17 protein-coding genes are annotated in these 15,711 nt (G+C 74.1%); 3 read left to right on the plus strand and 14 right to left on the minus strand.

What is annotated here, in order from left to right:
• Positions 1-90: 90 nt before the first annotated feature.
• The 4 genes from ABD665_RS02865 to ABD665_RS02880 all read right to left on the minus strand — a co-directional run bounded on the left by ABD665_RS02865 (position 91) and on the right by ABD665_RS02880 (position 2,246).
• On the minus strand, positions 91-363 hold the full coding sequence (locus tag ABD665_RS02865) for a DUF4235 domain-containing protein (RefSeq protein WP_204912315.1): 273 nt from the start codon (positions 361-363) through the stop codon (positions 91-93).
• A 28-nt stretch (positions 364-391) separates the two neighbouring features.
• Positions 392-745: a DUF3618 domain-containing protein gene (locus ABD665_RS02870; protein WP_204912314.1), complete on the minus strand. Its 354-nt coding sequence runs from the start codon at positions 743-745 to the stop codon at positions 392-394.
• A complete protein-coding gene (locus ABD665_RS02875; protein WP_204912313.1) occupies positions 742-1,173 on the minus strand; it encodes a phage holin family protein in 432 nt (143 codons plus the stop codon). The genes ABD665_RS02870 and ABD665_RS02875 overlap by 4 nt, the downstream gene beginning before the upstream one ends.
• A gap of 80 nt (positions 1,174-1,253) precedes the next feature.
• The gene (locus ABD665_RS02880) at positions 1,254-2,246 is read right to left on the minus strand and encodes a YhjD/YihY/BrkB family envelope integrity protein (RefSeq protein ID WP_204912312.1); all 993 of its coding nucleotides are present in this window, start codon (positions 2,244-2,246) and stop codon (positions 1,254-1,256) included.
• A 125-nt stretch (positions 2,247-2,371) separates the two neighbouring features.
• Here ABD665_RS02880 and ABD665_RS02885 point away from each other — a divergent pair, with 125 nt between their 5' ends.
• Positions 2,372-3,238: a PAC2 family protein gene (locus ABD665_RS02885; RefSeq protein ID WP_204912311.1), complete on the plus strand. Its 867-nt coding sequence runs from the start codon at positions 2,372-2,374 to the stop codon at positions 3,236-3,238.
• Positions 3,239-3,347: 109 nt separating this feature from the next.
• The gene (locus ABD665_RS02890; protein WP_344740977.1) at positions 3,348-4,511 is read left to right on the plus strand and encodes an AI-2E family transporter; all 1,164 of its coding nucleotides are present in this window, start codon (positions 3,348-3,350) and stop codon (positions 4,509-4,511) included.
• Here ABD665_RS02890 and rpe read toward each other — a convergent pair.
• The 4 genes from rpe to ABD665_RS02910 form a co-directional block, all read right to left on the minus strand.
• On the minus strand, positions 4,468-5,118 hold the full coding sequence (rpe, locus tag ABD665_RS02895) for a ribulose-phosphate 3-epimerase (RefSeq protein ID WP_204914451.1): 651 nt from the start codon (positions 5,116-5,118) through the stop codon (positions 4,468-4,470). The two genes, ABD665_RS02890 and rpe, sit on opposite strands and share 44 nt — an antisense overlap.
• A gap of 87 nt (positions 5,119-5,205) precedes the next feature.
• A complete protein-coding gene (locus ABD665_RS02900) occupies positions 5,206-6,603 on the minus strand; it encodes a transcription antitermination factor NusB (RefSeq protein WP_204912309.1) in 1,398 nt (465 codons plus the stop codon).
• 1 nt (position 6,604) lies between these two features.
• A complete protein-coding gene (gene fmt, locus ABD665_RS02905; protein ID WP_204912308.1) occupies positions 6,605-7,525 on the minus strand; it encodes a methionyl-tRNA formyltransferase in 921 nt (306 codons plus the stop codon).
• Between the two features lie 175 nt (positions 7,526-7,700).
• Positions 7,701-9,797, minus strand: a complete 2,097-nt coding sequence (locus ABD665_RS02910; RefSeq protein ID WP_204912307.1) for a primosomal protein N' family DNA-binding protein — start codon at positions 9,795-9,797, stop codon at positions 7,701-7,703.
• A gap of 53 nt (positions 9,798-9,850) precedes the next feature.
• Between ABD665_RS02910 and ABD665_RS02915 the strand changes: the two genes are divergently transcribed.
• Positions 9,851-11,152: a threonine/serine exporter family protein gene (locus ABD665_RS02915; protein WP_344740982.1), complete on the plus strand. Its 1,302-nt coding sequence runs from the start codon at positions 9,851-9,853 to the stop codon at positions 11,150-11,152.
• A gap of 13 nt (positions 11,153-11,165) precedes the next feature.
• Here ABD665_RS02915 and ABD665_RS02920 read toward each other — a convergent pair whose 3' ends face one another.
• The 6 genes from ABD665_RS02920 to mihF all read right to left on the minus strand — a co-directional run bounded on the left by ABD665_RS02920 (position 11,166) and on the right by mihF (position 15,583).
• Positions 11,166-11,531, minus strand: coding sequence for an HAD family hydrolase (locus ABD665_RS02920; protein WP_204912306.1), 366 nt, complete (start codon positions 11,529-11,531; stop codon positions 11,166-11,168).
• A 277-nt stretch (positions 11,532-11,808) separates the two neighbouring features.
• Entirely contained in the window at positions 11,809-13,002 is a 1,194-nt protein-coding gene (metK, locus tag ABD665_RS02925) for a methionine adenosyltransferase (RefSeq protein WP_204912305.1), read from the minus strand.
• Positions 13,003-13,011: 9 nt separating this feature from the next.
• Entirely contained in the window at positions 13,012-14,250 is a 1,239-nt protein-coding gene (gene coaBC, locus ABD665_RS02930) for a bifunctional phosphopantothenoylcysteine decarboxylase/phosphopantothenate--cysteine ligase CoaBC (RefSeq protein ID WP_204912304.1), read from the minus strand.
• A 22-nt stretch (positions 14,251-14,272) separates the two neighbouring features.
• Positions 14,273-14,578: a DNA-directed RNA polymerase subunit omega gene (gene rpoZ / locus ABD665_RS02935; protein WP_204912303.1), complete on the minus strand. Its 306-nt coding sequence runs from the start codon at positions 14,576-14,578 to the stop codon at positions 14,273-14,275.
• 82 nt (positions 14,579-14,660) lie between these two features.
• Positions 14,661-15,215, minus strand: a complete 555-nt coding sequence (gene gmk, locus ABD665_RS02940) for a guanylate kinase (RefSeq protein WP_204912302.1) — start codon at positions 15,213-15,215, stop codon at positions 14,661-14,663.
• Complete coding sequence (gene mihF / locus ABD665_RS02945) at positions 15,212-15,583, minus strand: integration host factor, actinobacterial type (protein ID WP_204912301.1); 372 nt, start codon at positions 15,581-15,583, stop codon at positions 15,212-15,214. The genes gmk and mihF overlap by 4 nt, the downstream gene beginning before the upstream one ends.
• Between the last annotated feature and the right edge of the window lie 128 nt (positions 15,584-15,711).

Raw genomic sequence — 15,711 nt, forward strand, 5'->3', positions numbered from 1 at the left:
CTCGCCCGGGCGGATGGTTGCGAAGCGCCGTCGTGGGCGAGCCTGCCGGCGACGATCGTCACCCGAGGCTGCCCCACCAGACGCCGAGGTCTAGTCCCCCGGCCACTCACCCGTCAGCTTCTGGAACCCCTGGGCGCCGAGGCGGTCGACGAGGGCCTTGACGGCCGCGAAGATCGCGCCCTGGATCGTCGCCGCGATCACGACGCGGGCGAGGGTGTACTCGGCCTGCAGCGCGTCGGGGGCGTCGTCCTGACGCGCGACGCGCTTCCAGACCTGCTTGAAGATCGCGCCGGCCACCGCGCCGGCCGCGAGGCCGGACACGAGCCCCACGGGGCGGTAGGCCAGCCGTGCTGCGTTCACCATGTTCCTGCCTCCTGCTTCTTCGTCCGGCTCACGAACGAGCGCTGCGGACGATCAACGTGACGACCAGCGCTGCGGCCCCGGCGCCGATGGCGGCCTGGGCGGCGAGCGGGAGCGCCCTGAACCTGTCGACGAGCGTACGGGACCGCGCAGCGGCCGAACCGGCGGCCGACGCCACCGACTCCTTCGCGTCGGAGACGGTGGCCTGGACCTTGGCGCCCGCCTCGTGGACGGCGTCCTGGGCGTGCGCCTTGACGTCGAGCTTGTCGGTGAGCGCGTCGAGGTTCTCCGCGAGCCGGTCGCGGGTGGCCTCGATGTCGGCCACGATCTCGTCGGGCGTCTGCTTCTCGGTGGCCGCGTCGTCGGGCTGGATGGCCTGGCTCATCGCTTGATCGACTCCTTGATCTCGGCCACGTCGGCCTTGGTGCTCTCGATGGCCCGGGTGGGCACCGGCGGTGCGGCCTGCTGGAGCTTCTTGCGGCCGACGAGCGCCGCGACGCCCGCCACGACGAAGAGGACCACGCCGATGATCAGCGCGGCTAGCCAGGCCGGCACGGCAGCCGACAGACCGAGGACGGCGGCCGCGATCAGGACGCCGAGGCCGTAGAGGGCGATGACGCCCGCCCCGCCGAACGCGCCGATGCCGATGCCGGCCTTCTTGGCCTTGGCCCCGACCTCGGCCTGGGCGAGGTGGATCTCGTCGCGGACGAGCCGGCTGAGGTCCTCCGACAGGTTCCGTACGAGGTCCCCGACGGACTTGTCCGCCGGGTCGGTCGGGACCGCCGGCGCGGTCGTGCTGGCGTCTGACGCCATGGCGCTCACCTTCTTGCTCTCGTTGCTCGTGCTCGTGCTCGTGGTCGTCTGGTCACCGGCTCCGTCGCGTGCGTCACGCGTCAGGCCGGGCTGCCTTTTTTTGCGGGGTCGTCCTCCACGGGCAGGGAGTCGGCCTTGACCGCGTCCCGCTGGCCGATCGGCTGCGCCGGGCCCTTCGTGGAGTCCTTGATCGTCTGCTGCTCGGACTCGGCGTTGATCTCCGCGCCGAGCAGGATCGCGTACGAGGTGATGAAGAGCCACAGCAGCAGGATCACGATGCCGGCGATCGCGCCGTAGGTCTTGGCGTAGCTGCCGAACTGGGAGACGTAGATCGAGAAGCCGACCGAGGCGATGATCCAGAGCAGCGTCGCCACCCCGGCACCGACGGACACCCAGCGCAGCTTGGGCGCGTCCCGGTCGGGGGCGACGCGGTAGAGCACGGCCAGGGCGACGGTGATCACGACGACGATCAGCACCCAGCGGGCGGCCTGGATGCCGAACAGCACGATGCCGCTCGTGCCCAGGAAGCTCAGCACGGCCGGCAGCACGGCGACCAGGGCCACGACGATCAGGAAGAAGATGATCGCGCCGACGGTCAGGGCGAGGGCGATCAGGCGCTTCTTGACGAAGCCCCGGGTCTCCTCCTCGTCGTAGCAGAGGTTGACCGCGGTCATCAGGTTCCCCATGCCGCCGGAGGCGCTGAACAGCGCCACCAGGATGGCGATCACGGCGCCGAAGCCGACCGCGCCGTTGCCGGAAGCCGTGGTGATCTGGTCGGTGAGGATCGAACGGATCTCGCTCGGGATCGCGGAGCCGAGCGCCTCGATCTGGTCGCGGATCGTCGCCGGGTCGGCGAAGAAGCTGTAGAGCAGGACCGCGGCGATGATCGCGGGGAAGATGGCGAGGAAGGCGTAGTACGCCATCCCGGCGGCCATCAGCGGGACGTTGTCGGCCTTGGCCTCGGCCCAGCCGCGCTTGGCGATCTGGAACCAGCCCTTGGCTGGGATCTCCTGCGGCTTGTCGGCCTCGGACCCGGGGACCGGGTCGGCCTCGGTGGTCTGTGCGGCTGGCATGTGGTTCTTCCTTGTGTGGTCGGACTACCTCGCGCGTCGGTTACCCGCACTTACAGCGTAAACATCATCGTCTCGACCGTGTTCTCGAACCTTACGGCGCGCCGGTCGGTGACTACAGTGAGGCCATGCCGAACGACACCGGCGGGTCCGACGGCCACGGCCGGGACCTGCGCGAGCTGGTCGACCCGGTGGTCGTGGTCGCCTTCGGCGGCTGGAACGACGCCGGCAACGCCGCCACCGGCGTGGTCGACCACCTGGCCGAGGCCTACGGCGCCGAGCTCGCCTTCGCGCTCGACCCCGACGACTTCTACGACTACCAGGTCAACCGCCCGATGGTCAGCCTCAGCGACGACGACGAGCGCGTCCTCACCTGGCCGACCACCGAGATCCGCGTGGGCCGCCTCGCGAGCGGGCGCGACCTCGTCCTCGTGCAGGGGCTCGAGCCCAACCTGCGCTGGCGGCAGTTCACGACGACCATCGCCTCGGCGCTGCACTCGGCGAACGCCCGGCGCGTGCACGTGCTCGGCGCCCTCCTCGCCGACACCCCGCACACCCGCCCGATCCCCGTGTCGACGTCGACCTACGACCGCGAGCTCATGACCACGCTCGGGCTCGCCCCGTCGACGTACGAGGGACCCACCGGCATCGTCGGGGTGCTGGGCGACACGCTCACCCGCGGCGGCCTCGAGGTCCTCTCGCTCTGGGCGGCCGTCCCGCACTACGTCTCGCACCCGCCGTGCCCCAAGGCGACGCTCGCGCTGCTCTCCTCGCTGGAGGAGCTGCTCGACACCGCGCTCGACCAGGGCGACCTGCCCGAGCTGTCCCGGGCGTGGGAGCGCGGGGTCGACGAGCTGGCGGCCGACGACACCGAGGTGGCCGAGTACGTGTCCACGCTCGAGGAGCAGCAGGACGCGACGGAGCTGCCCGAGGCGAGCGGCGAGGCGATCGCGGCCGAGTTCGAGCGGTACCTTCGTCGCCGCCGGGGTAACTAGCCCCTTCGCCGGGCGATCCCCGCGCCCCACCAGGAGGAGCACCATGCCCCGGAACACCCCCACCCCGGATCGGACCCCACCCGTGCAGGCACCGCCGGACGTGCCTCCGGTGGCGGGCCAGCCGCAGGCCCCGCCGCTCTTCGGCATCCTGCTGCTCGCCGGCCTGGTGATCATCGGCGTCGGGCTCAAGAGCACGGCGAACATCGTCGGCCCGGTGTTCCTCGTGCTGACGCTCGTGATCACCGTGTCGCCGCTTCGGCGCTGGCTGATCAGGCACTCGGTGCCGTCCGCGTTGGCCAGCATCCTCAGCCTGCTGGCGATCTACCTGCTGCTGATCGTCATCCTCGGCTCGGTCGTCTGGTCGCTCTACCGCCTGGTGGCGACACTGCCGCAGTACGGGGCGGCCTTCACCCGCATCTTCGACTCCCTCGCCGGCGTCGCGGAGCGTTTCGGCTACGGCGCCGACCAGATCCGGAACCTGGCGTCGTCCTTCCAGGTCAGCAGCCTCGCCGGGCCCGCGCAGAGCCTGCTGGGCGCGCTGACCGGCGGCGCCTCGCTGCTGATCCTGATCATCGCCGTCGTGATCTTCATGGCCTTCGACCAGGCCGGGATGCCGGAGCGCATCGCCGTCATCCGGGAGACTCGGCCGCACATCGCCGACGGCCTGCTGAACTTCGCGAGCCGGGTGCGCAAGTACTGGATCGTCACCACGGTCTTCGGGTTCGTGGTCGCCGTGCTCGACGTGATCGCCCTGCTGGTCATCGGCGTGCCGCTCGCGCTGACCTGGGGCGTCCTCGCCTTCGTCACCAACTACATCCCGAACATCGGCTTCGTCATCGGCCTGATCCCGCCGGCGCTGATCGCGCTGCTGGACGGCGGCGTGGGCAGCATGATCGCCGTGATCGTGGTCTACGTCGTGCTCAACATCGTGGTCCAGACGATCATCCAGCCGCGCTTCACCGGCGACGCCGTGGGCATCAGCGGCACGGTCGCCTTCATCTCGCTGATCTTCTGGGCGTACGTCCTCGGCGGCCTGGGTGCGCTGCTCGCGATCCCCGCCACCCTGTTCCTCAAGTCGACGCTCGTCGACAACTCCGTGCCCGCCAGCTGGGTGAACGCGCTGATCAGCGCCGAACCGAGGGCGGACCAGCCGAAGACGCCACGGCGGCGTCCGGGCGGCGGCGACGACGGCGGTCCGAAGAAGGGCGACGACCGGGGGTCGTCCGGGTCTAGGCGCCGGCGGGGCCCGAGCCCCGCTCCCGCAGGCGACTGACCATCGCGTCCGGGTCGTCCGCGCCGAAGACAGCCGACCCGGCGACGAGCGCGTCGGCCCCGGCCTCGACGCAGCGCTCGACGGTCTCCAGCGAGACCCCGCCGTCGACCTGGAGCCAGATGTCCCCGCCGTGCGCCCCGATCAGCTGCCGGGCCCGGCGGATCTTGGGCAGGCACAGGTCGAGGAACTTCTGCCCGCCGAAGCCCGGCTCCACGGTCATGATCAGGATCATGTCCAGCTCGTCGAGCAGGTCGGCGTACGGCTCGACCGGCGTCGCCGGCTTGAGGGCCATGCCGGCCCGCGCGCCCCGGGCCCGCAGCTCCCGCGCCAGCCGTACGGGCGCGGCGGCCGCCTCCACGTGGAAGGTCACCGACTCCGCCCCCGCCTCGGCGTAGGCCGGGGCCCAGCGGTCCGGGTCCTCGATCATCAGGTGCAGGTCGAGCATCGTCGGCGTGACCGCGCGGATCGCCTCGACGACCGGCAGGCCGAGCGTCAGGTTCGGCACGAAGTGGTTGTCCATGACGTCCACGTGCAGCGCGTCGGCGCCGGGGATGCGCTCGATGTCGCGCTGCAGGTTGGCGAAGTCGGCCGACAGGATGCTGGGCATGACACGGGTCGGTCTGGGCACGGCCCGACTCTAACGAGGCCGACGCTAGGACCCGGAGGACGACCCTCCCGCCGGCAGGACAAGGCGTCAGCGGCGCCGCAGGTAGGCCGCGAACATCGCGTCCGTGCCGTGCCGGTGCGGCCACAGCTGCAGGAAGTCGGGGTGGCCGGCCGCGGCGGCCCCGGTCGACGCGCCCGCGAGCTCGGGCAGCACCTCGGCGAAGGGCACGACGTCGACGTCGTCGCGGCCCGCGAGCGTCTCCGTCACCACGTCGGCCGTCTCGCGGCGGTGCGGCGAGCAGGTGACGTACGCGACCAGCCCGCCGGGCGCCGCGGCGTCCAGCGCGGTCTCCAGGAGCGCGCGCTGGAGCGGGTGCAGCGCCTCGACGTCGGCGGGGTCGCGCCGCCAGCGCGCCTCCGGCCGGCGGCGCAGGGCGCCGAGCCCGGTGCAGGGGACGTCGGCCAGCACACGGGTGAAGGAGCCGGCGCGCCACGACGGGCGGGTCGCGTCCGCGACGACGACCACGGGCCGCCGGTCGGCGGGGTAGGCGCGGGTGGCGCCGGCGACGAGGGCGGCGCGGTGCGGCGCCAGCTCCCCCGCGACGACCCGGCTGCCGTCCGCCGCGGCGAGCCCGGTGAGCAGCGCCGCCTTGCCGCCCGGCCCGGCCGAGAGGTCGAGCCACCAACCCGGCGCCGCAGCCGGTCGGGCCACGCCCCAGGCCACGAGCTGCGAACCCTCGTCCTGCACCCCGGCGCGGCCCTCGCGGACCAGCGGCAGGTCGCCGGGGTTGCCGGTGCCGCGGACGGCGTACGGGGACCAGCGGCCGGTGCCCTCGGCGCCGGCCTCCCGGACCAGCTCGTCGACGTCGGCGAGCCCGGGCCGCACGACCAGCGAGACCTCGGGGCTCACGTTGTCCGCCGCGAGCGCGGCGACGAGCTCGTCGGCCGGCAGCAGGTCCGCGTACGCCTCGACGACCCAGCGCGGGTGCGCGTGCTCCAGGGCCAGCCGGTCGAACGGGTCGCGGCCGGCGCCGAGCAGCTCGAGCCAGCCGTCCCGGTCGTGCGCGGCGACCTTGCGCAGCACCGCGTTCACCAGGCCGGTCACGCGACGCCCGACCGTGGCGGCGGCGAGGTCGACGGTCTCGCTGACCGCCGCGTGCGTGCCGACCCGCATGGCGAGGACCTGGTGGGTGCCGAGGCGCAGCAGGTCGACGACCGCGGGCTGCAGCGTGCCCAGCGGACGGCCGGCGGCGGACTCGAGGACGGCGTCGTAGGTGCCGAGCCAGCGGCAGGTGCCGTTCAGCAGCTCGGTGGCGAAGGCGGCGTCCCGGCCGGTGATCCCCCGCTCGCCCAGCAGCTGCGGCAGCACGAGGTTCGCGTACGCGTCCTCACCCGTCACGCGCCGCAGGGCGTCGAAGGCCACCCGGCGGGCCCGGTCGGCCTTGGCGTTCCCCGGGTCGGTCGACGGGCGACGCGCTGCCGCCACCTCAGTCGCCGAGCCGGAGCGCGTCGGTGCTGCCCAGCCCGCGCGCCCAGTCGGCCGCGGCCATCGGCTTCTTGCCCTGCGCCTGGACCTGGCCCAGCAGCAGCAGCCCCTCGCCGGTGCCGACCGTGACCTCGCGGCGGCCGACGACGAGCCCGCCGGGCGCCGCCTGCCCCTCCACCGGGGTCGCGGAGGCGATCTTGAAGCGTTCGCCGCGGAACGTCGTCCACGCCCCCGGGGCCGGCGAGCAGCCGCGGACGAGGCGGTCGATCTCGACGCCCGGGCGGGTCCAGTCGACCTTGGCGTCGTCCACGCTGATCTTGGGGGCGAGCGTCACGCCCTCGTCCGGCTGCACGACCGGTTCGACGCCCGCCTCGACGGCGTCGAGGGTCTCGACGAGCAGGGCGCTGCCCGAGTAGGCGAGCCGGGTCAGCAGGTCGCCGGAGGTGTCGGCCGGCCCGATCGGCTCGGTGACGACGCCGTAGACGGGTCCGGCGTCGAGCTCGAGCACGAGCCGGAAGGTGGTCGCCCCCGTCTCGGGGTCGCCCGCGAGCACGGCGTGCTGGACGGGGGCCGCGCCGCGCCAGCGCGGCAGGACCGAGAAGTGCAGGTTCACGAAGCCGTGCCGCGGGATGTCGAGCACGCGCTGCGGGAGCAGGGCGCCGTACGCGACCACCGGGCAGCAGTCGGGCGCGATCTCGGTCAGCCGGGCCACGAAGTCCTCGTCGCGCGGGCGCTGCGGCTTGAGCACCTCGATCTCGAGCTCCTCGGCGCGCAGGGCGACCGGGCTCGCGGTGAGGCGCTTGCCGCGCCCGCTCGGCGCATCCGGCCGGGTCACGACCGCGACCACCTCGTGGTCGGACGCGACCAGGGCGTCCAGGGCCGGCACCGCGACCTCGGGGGTCCCGCAGAAGACGACTCGCACCCGCGAACTGTACGTGTCTTCTGTCCTCGCTCCGCTCGGACGCGGATCCCGCTCAGACCCTCTGCCTTCCTCCCTCCCGGTGACGACGAAAAGCGTGTCGTCACCGTCCGTTCGTCCAGGCAGAGGCGCAGGATCCGGCGCAGGTAGGTCGTGAGACGGACAGCTCCGACCCGGCTCAGCCGAGGACGAGGGGGTCGACGCGGACGCGGACGGCGCCCTCGCTCTTGCGGGCGCTGCGCACGCCGGCGACCTCCTTGGCCGCGCGGACCAGCGCACCGCCCTCCCGCACCGGGGCGCGCAGGGTCAGCCGGAGCAGCGGCTCGCCGTCGCTGCCCGGCAGCTGCTCGCGCACGGGCAGCGGGACGGGCCCGAGGGTCTCGGTCCCGGGCGGTTCGTGGACCAGGGCCGCGTACTCCTGCAGCACCGGCGCCGGGCCCTCGATCGTCACGACCTTGGCCGCCGGCGGGAAGTGCGCGTCGGCCCGGTCCGCGAGCTCCCGCACGGCGAAACCGGCTGGGTCGACGCGCACCAGGGCCTGCAACGCGCGGCCGCTGCTGTCCCCCACGGCCAGCACGGAACCCCCGTCCGCGCCCCCGCGCACCAGCGCCACCACCGCGAACCACCGGCGCAGCGCCTCCTCCGACGCCCGCAGGTCAGGGCGCAGGAGCAGCAGCGTCGTGTCGAGCAGGACCGCCGCGGCGTAGCCGCCCTCGGCCGGCGGCTCGGCGCCCGGCGTGCAGACGACGATCGCCCCGGTCCCCGAGACACCGTCCAGGCGGGTCTCCCCGTTCGACTGCAGCACCACCACCCCGGGAAAGGCCCGGCCCAGCTCGGCGGCCGTCCGCGACGCCCCCACCACCGGTGAGCGCACGTGCCGCCCGCCGCAGATCGGGCACTCCCATTCCACCTGCGGCCGCCCGCACCAGCGGCAGGTCAGCAGGCCGTCCGACCCGGTGGCGAGCGTCGTGGGGCCCTGGCAGAAGCGGCAGCGGACCGGTTCGCGGCAGTCCTGGCAGACGAGCGCCAGCCGACCGCCGGCGCGGGGCACCTGCACCAGGACCGGTCCGGACGGCAGCGAGGACCGGACCAGCTCGAACACCTCGTGCGGCAGCCGCGCCGCGCGGGCCGCCGGGTCCCGGGCCAGCGCGCGGTCATCGTCGCCGCTCACCCGGACGCGCGGGGCGGCGTGGCGTACCGCGACCCGCGTCTGCACGACCGGCCGCAGCCAGCCCCGGTCGACGTAGGCCTGCAGCTCTGACGTGCGCGCGTACGAGGCGAACAGGGCCGCCGCGCCCTGCTGCGCGGCCCGGACGGCCAGCACCTCCCGGGTGTGGGGGTAGGGCGCGCGCGGCTCCGCCCACAGGTCGTCGCCGTCGTCCCACAGCGCGACCAGGCCGAGGTCGTGCACCGGCGCGTACGCGGCCGCGCGGTTGCCGACCACCACGCTCGCCCGGCCGTGCGCCGCCGCCAGGAACGCGCGGTACCGCGCCGCCGGCCCCGACTCGGCCACCAGCGACACCACGCGCGCGCGCCCGAGCGCCGCCACGCAGGCGGCCTCGAGCCGCGCCACGTCCCGCTGGTCGGGGGCCAGCAGCACGGCGCCGCGCCCGCCCTCGACGCACGCCCGCGCGGCCTCGGCGAAGCCGGCCGCCCAGTCCGCCTCCGGCGCCGCGCTCGGCGTCACCTGCCACAGCGCGCGGGGCGAGCGACCGGCGCGCAGGGCGTCGGCGTACGCGGCCCCGTCCGGGTAGGCCGGCAGCGGTCCAGGGACCCGGTCGGGCCACGGGGCCTCCGGGACGGCCCTGTCCTCCGCCTGCTCGCCCGCCTGCTCCGCGGTCTTCTCCGCCAGCTTGTCGGCCGCCTTCTCCGCGGCGGCGTGCCGGGGCGGGACCGCGAGGCGGACGACGTCGGCGAAGGTCCCCGCGTAGTGGTCGGCGACGGCACGGACCAGCGCGGCGACCTCCGGGGTGAGCACGGGCTCGGACGAGACGACCTTGTGCAGCGGCGCGAGCGTGCGGTCGGTGTCGGTCGTCGCAACCCGCTCCAGCACGAACCCGTCGCGCAGCCGGCCGGCGAACCGCACCCGCACGCGCGCGCCGGGCACGGCGGTGGCGTCCTGCTCGGGCGTCACCCGGTAGTCGAAGGGCCGGTCCAGGTGGGCGAGGCCGACGTCCACCGCGACCCGCGCGACCGGGAGCTCCGGCTGGTCCTCCGGCCGCGGGTCGGCGTGGGTCTCCCGCGCCGGACCGGAGGTGGGGTCGGCGGCGGGCACACGCGATCCTAGGCAGACCGGTCGGACAGTTCCGCCGGTGAGAGGGTGTGGCCGTGGACGAGCAGGCGGCGCAGGAGGTCCGGACGCTGCTCGTGCACCTTGGCACGGCGATGGTGGCGACCGGCCAGCCGATCAACGAGGTCGAGGACGAGCTGGCCGAGGTCGCGCTCGCGCTCGGCCACCCCGACTCCCAGATCGCCGCCGGACCGACCGGCGTCACCCTCTCGTTGGCCAGCGGGGCGCCGTCGACGTACGAGGTGGTCACCGGGGGTCTGCGCCTCGACCAGTCCGCCCAGGTGCGCGGGATCCGCCGGGACCTCCTGCTCGGCCGGGTGGACGGTCCGACGGCCGTGGCGAGCCTGCTGGCGCTGCGCGGGCAGCCGCCGCGCTACCCCGTCTGGCTGGCCAACGTCGGCTGGGTCGCCACGGCCACCGGCATCGCGCTGATCCTGCAGCCGGGCTGGCGCAACGTCGCGCTCGCGGCGGTGGCGTCGGTCGTCGTGGTCGGGCTGTTCCGGCTGTCCCAGCGGTTCCGGCTGCTGGCCACCCTGCTGCCCGTGGTGGCCGCGTTCGTCGTGGCCTGCCTGGTCTTCGCCGCCGCCGACCTCGGCATGGTCGAGGGTCCGCTCCGCACGCTGCTGCCCCCGCTGGCGGTGCTGCTGCCCGGCGCGCTGATCGTCACGGCGATGTCCGAGCTCGCCGCCGGCGACATGATCGCCGGGTCCTCGCGGCTCACCTTCGGCCTGGTGCAGGTGCTGCTGTTCACCCTCGGCGTGGTCAGCGCCAGCCGGCTGTTCCGGCTGCCGCCCGAGGCCCTGCAGAACGTCCGCGTCGCCGAGCTCGGCTGGTGGGCGGCGCCGGTCGGGCTCGTCCTGATCTGCCTGGGGATCGGGCTGCTCGAGTCGCCGCCGCTGCGCCTGCTGCCCTGGATCCTGCTCGTGCTGGTGCTCGCATTCGGCGCGCAGGCGCTCGGGCAGGACGTCTCCGGGCCGGTGCTGGGCAGCTTCCTCGGCGCGGTCGCGGCCAGCACCGGCTCGTACCTGGTGGAGGCCTTCGTGCCGGACCTCCCCCGGCTCGTGGTCTTCCTGCCGTCGTTCTGGCTGCTGGTGCCCGGCAGCCTGGGCGTGCTCTCCGCGACCCAGCTCGCCCTGGACCCCGGTGGCGCCACCGCCACGGTCGTCGGCGTCCTCTCGGTCGTCAGCGCTCTCGCGCTCGGCCTGCTCGTCGGGACCGCGATCGCCCAGTCCGGACGCGGCGCCGTACGCCGGGCCCGCCACCGCCGTCCCCGCGGGCAGCTGCCGCTCGACCACCGGGAGCCCGCCGACGAGACCGTCGAGCCCCGGCCGAACGGCTGACCCCCTCGTGGGGTCAGACCCGCTCGGCCTCCTCGTCGCCCGCCTGGCCGCCGCGCGGGACGCGCAGGGCGAGGATGCCGTTCTGGGCGAGCAGCCGGCAGACGTCCTCGCGGTCGTCGTAGAAGATCTCGATGCCGAGCTCGAAGCACTTGGCCAGCTTGAGCTCCGGCGACTCGCGGGTGTGGGTGAAGACGACCTCGTGCACCGTCGGCACGTCGCTGACGACGCGGACCTCGGCCTCGACCGTCCCGACCCGCCCCTTGCCGATGGCCGAGATGACGTGCACCTCGTCCCCCGCGGCCTGGTGGATCGCCATGAGGTGGCCGATCTGGCGGGGGTAGTGGCTGAGCACGTGCCAGTAGTCGAAGCCGACGATCACGCCGCCACCCTAGGCGGGGTTCCGCGACCGCCGGCGAGTGGAACCAGCGCGGGGGTGTGGGGGGTCGCCCCCCCTCAAGACAGGGTTCCGCGAGCGCCAGCGAGTGCGGCAGTCACGCTGGCCTCAGGACTTTCACGTTTACGTGAAACCCGGGTACTGAACACGGCAGATCTGCCGTGGTGAGTATGGGACTTTCACGTTTACGTGAAAGTCCTGGGGCCTGTGGGGCGTCGGCCCAGGCTGCGGGACAACCCGAGGGGATCGTCCCCTCGGCGCGTCAGCCCTTGACGGCGGCGGACAGCGCGTCGGCGCGGTCGGTGCGCTCCCAGGTGGAGCCCGGCAGGTCGCGGCCGAAGTGGCCGTAGGCCGCGGTCGGGGCGTAGACGGGGCGGAGCAGGTCGAGGTCGGCGATGATCGCGGCGGGGCGGAGGTCGAAGACCGACAGCACCGCTTCCTGGATCTGCGCGACGGGGACCTGCTCGGTCCCGAAGGTCTCGACGTAGAAGCCGACCGGGTGCGCGCGGCCGATCGCGTACGCGACCTGGACCTCGCAGCGGTGCGCGAGGCCGGCGGCGACGACGTTCTTGGCGACCCACCGCATCGCGTACGCGGCGGAGCGGTCGACCTTGGACGGGTCCTTGCCGGAGAAGGCGCCGCCGCCGTGGCGGGCCAGCCCGCCGTACGTGTCGACGATGATCTTGCGGCCGGTCAGGCCGGCGTCGCCCATCGGGCCGCCGACCTCGAAGCGGCCGGTGGGGTTGACCAGGAGCCGGTAGTCGTGGCTGTCGATCGCGAAGCGCTCGAGCACCGGGTCCACGACGTGCTTGCGTATGTCGGGGGTCAGCAGCGCGTCGAGGTCGATGTCGGCGGCGTGCTGGCTGGAGAGCACGACCGTGTCGACGCGCACCGGACGGTCGCCGTCGTACTCGATGGTGACCTGGGTCTTGCCGTCCGGGCGCAGGTAGGGCACGCGGCCGTCCTTGCGCACCGCCGACAGCTGCTCGGCCAGCCGGTGGGCGAGGTCGATGGGCAGCGGCATCAGGTTGGGCGTCTCGTCGGAGGCGTAGCCGAACATCAGGCCCTGGTCCCCCGCGCCCTGCGCGTCGAGCCGATCGACGGCCTGGCCGCTGCGGGCCTCGAGGGAGGAGTCCACGCCGCCCGCGATGTCGGGCGACTGCTGGCCGATCGCCACCTGGACGCCGCAGGAGGCGCCGTCGAAGCCCTTGGTCGAGGAGTCGTAGCCGATCTCGAGGATCCGGGACCGCACGATCGACGGGATCTCGACGTACGCGTCGGTGGTGACCTCGCCGGCCACGACGACCAGCCCGGTCGTCACGAGCGTCTCGACCGCGATCCGGCCGTGCGGGTCCTCGGCGAGGATCGCGTCCAGGACCGAGTCGCTGATCTGGTCGGCGATCTTGTCGGGGTGACCCTCGGTCACCGACTCCGAGGTGAAGAGCCGACCGGTCATGCCGCCACGCTACCCACGTCGGTGGACGGCGACGGAGCCGTCCAGGATCCGGTGGGCCAGGACGTCCTTGGAACCGGCGTGCGGGCCGTCGACGACGGCCCCGCCGTCGTCGCTGCGGGCCAGCAGGGTGATCTCGTTGTCCTCGCGGCCGAAGACGAGGCCGAGCCCGACGGTGTTGAGCACGAGCAGGTCGCAGCCCTTGCGGACCAGCTTGGCGCGGCCGAGCGCGACGAGCTCGGCCTGGTCCACGGCGGTCTCCGCGGCGAAGCCGACGACCACCTGCCGCGGGTCCTCGCGGGCCTCGACCAGGCCGTGCAGCACGTCGGGGGTCTGCACGAGGGTCACGGTGGTCCCCGCGTCCCCGGTCTTCTTGATCTTGACCTCGCTGGTGCTCGCCGGGGTGAAGTCCGCGGGCGCGGCCGCCATCACGACCACGTCGGCGCCCTTGGCCGCCCGCGTCATCGCCGCACCGAGCTCGGCGGTGCTGCCCACCCGCTCGACGTCGATGCCGGACGGCCCGTCGACGTCCGTGTGGGCGACGACGGCGCGCACGGAGGCGCCCCGAAGCCGCGCCGCGCGGGCGACGGCCCAGCCCATCCGGCCGGAGGAGGAGTTGCCCAGGAACCGCACCGGGTCGAGGTGCTCGCGCGTGCCGCCCACGCTGACCGCGACGGTCAGGCCGGCGAGGTCCTGGGCGGCGAGCGCCGGCACGAGGGCCGGAGCGGCGAGCACGGTGCGGGCGACGGCGAGTATCTCGGCGGGCTCCGGGAGCCGGCCGGGTCCGGAGTCGGCGCCGGTCAGCCGGCCGACGGCCGGGTCCACGACGACGACGCCCCGCGAACGCAGGGTGGCCACGTTTGCTCGGGTGGCGGCGTTGAGCCACATCTCGGTGTGCATGGCCGGCGACAGGACCACCGGGCAGGTGGCCGTCAGCAGGACGTTGGTGAGGAGGTCGTCCGCGCGGCCGGTGGCGGCGCGGGCGAGCAGGTCGGCGGTCGCCGGGGCGACGAGCACGAGGTCGGCCTCACGCCCGATGCGGACGTGCGGGACCTCGTACGCGTCGGTCCAGACGGAGGTGCTGACCGGGCGGCCCGACAGGGCCTCCCAGGTCGCGCGCCCGACGAAGGTCAGCGCCGCCTCGGTGGGGACGACGGTCACGTCGTGACCGTCGTCGCGGAGGCGGCGCAGGAGCTCGCAGGCCTTGTAGGCCGCGATCCCCCCGGCCACCCCGAGGACGACGCGGCTCATCGGCGGGACAGGCGCGATCGGGTCAGGCGGAGGCGAACGGGTCGGTCTGGGTGGGCTCGGCCTCGGCGTCCGGGTCGATGTCGATGGCGACGAGCTTGCCCTCGTTGAGCTCGCGGAGCGCGATCGAGAGCGGCTTCTCCTGCGGGCTGGTCTCGACGAGCGGTCCGACGTGGTCGAGCAGGCCCTCACCGAGCTGGCTGTAGTAGGCGTTGATCTGACGCGCGCGCTTGGCGGCGAACAGCACCAGGCGGTACTTGCTGTCCGACTGCGTCAGCAGCTCGTCGATCGGGGGGTTGGTGATGCCTTCGGCGACAACGTTCTGGGGCACAGGTGTCCTTCTCGTCTGGTGCGCAGGCCGCGGCGCGTCCGTCGTGGGGACCGGTCGGGCAGACTGCAGCGCGTCTGCAGGGTCACAGACCCATCAAGGTTACCAAGTCCGTGACGGCCTGCTCGACGCTGACGTTCACGACCACCGCGTCGAACTCGGCGGCGGCGTCCATCTCGGCCTGCGCGGTCTGCAGCCGGCGCTCGCGCTGGGCCGGCGTCTCGGTGCCGCGCCCGACGAGCCGGCGCTGCAGCTCCTCCCAGCTCGGCGGGGCGAGGAAGACGAAACGGGCCTCGGGCCAGGCCGGGCGCACCTGGCGCGCGCCCTGCAGGTCGATCTCCAGCAGGGCGGGCCGGCCGGCGGTGGTCGCCTCGACCACAGGGGCGCTCGGCGTGCCGTAGCGGTGGGTGCCGTGCACGACGGCCCACTCCAGCAGCAGGCCACCCTCGACCATCTCGTCGAACTCCGCGTCGCTGACGAAGAGGTAGTGCACGCCTTCGACCTCGCCGGGGCGCGGCGCCCGGGTGGTCGCGGAGACCGAGACGAAGACCTCGGGGTGCCGGCGGGCGAGCGCGGCCGTGACCGTGCCCTTGCCGACGGCCGTGGGGCCCGAGAGGACGGTGAGGTCGGCGCGGCTCACTCGGCCGACCGGGAGGACGTGGCGGACCGCGACGGGGTGGACCGGGACGGCTCGCCGCGGGTGAACTCGGTGACCAGGGCGGCGGTCTGGTGCTTGCCCAGCCCGCGCAACCGCCGGTTCGGGGCGATCTCGAGCCGCTCCATGACCTTGGCGGCACGCACGGCGCCGACCCGCGGCAGGGACTTCAGCACGTCCACGACCTTGGTGTGGGCGATGACGTCGTCGTGCTCGGCGGCCTCGAGGACCTGCGCGAGGGTCTGCTCGCCCGTACGCAGCGCCTGCTTGACGTCGGCGCGGCGGCGTCGGGCCTCGGTGGCGGCGTGGCGCGCCTGCTGACGCTGCTCGTCGCTCAACGGGGGGATGCTCACCAGGTTCCTCTCGCGTCCTCGTGGGGGTCGGACGGTCTTGGGAGATGGTCTGGGCACCGCGCCTGGGCCCAGGGACACCGAACCTATCTCAGCCCCGGAACAGCCCGCCCGGGCCCGCCCCGGCCGGA

The sequence above is a fragment of the Microlunatus spumicola genome, from assembly GCF_039536445.1.
Classification (GTDB): Bacteria; Actinomycetota; Actinomycetes; order Propionibacteriales; family Propionibacteriaceae; genus Microlunatus; species Microlunatus spumicola.

What these genes read in the sequence shown, in the direction of transcription:
- ABD665_RS02875 (WP_204912313.1), bottom strand. Translation starts at nt 1,173, where the DNA reads ATGGCGTCAGACGCCAGCACGACCGCGCCGGCGGTCCCGACCGACCCG.
- ABD665_RS02870 (WP_204912314.1), bottom strand. Translation starts at nt 745, where the DNA reads ATGAGCCAGGCCATCCAGCCCGACGACGCGGCCACCGAGAAGCAGACG.
- rpe (WP_204914451.1), bottom strand. Translation starts at nt 5,118, where the DNA reads ATGCCCAGCATCCTGTCGGCCGACTTCGCCAACCTGCAGCGCGACATC.
- ABD665_RS02865 (WP_204912315.1), bottom strand. Translation starts at nt 363, where the DNA reads ATGGTGAACGCAGCACGGCTGGCCTACCGCCCCGTGGGGCTCGTGTCC.
- metK (WP_204912305.1), bottom strand. Translation starts at nt 13,002, where the DNA reads ATGACCGGTCGGCTCTTCACCTCGGAGTCGGTGACCGAGGGTCACCCC.
- ABD665_RS02880 (WP_204912312.1), bottom strand. Translation starts at nt 2,246, where the DNA reads ATGCCAGCCGCACAGACCACCGAGGCCGACCCGGTCCCCGGGTCCGAG.
- coaBC (WP_204912304.1), bottom strand. Translation starts at nt 14,250, where the DNA reads ATGAGCCGCGTCGTCCTCGGGGTGGCCGGGGGGATCGCGGCCTACAAG.
- ABD665_RS02885 (WP_204912311.1), top strand. Translation starts at nt 2,372, where the DNA reads ATGCCGAACGACACCGGCGGGTCCGACGGCCACGGCCGGGACCTGCGC.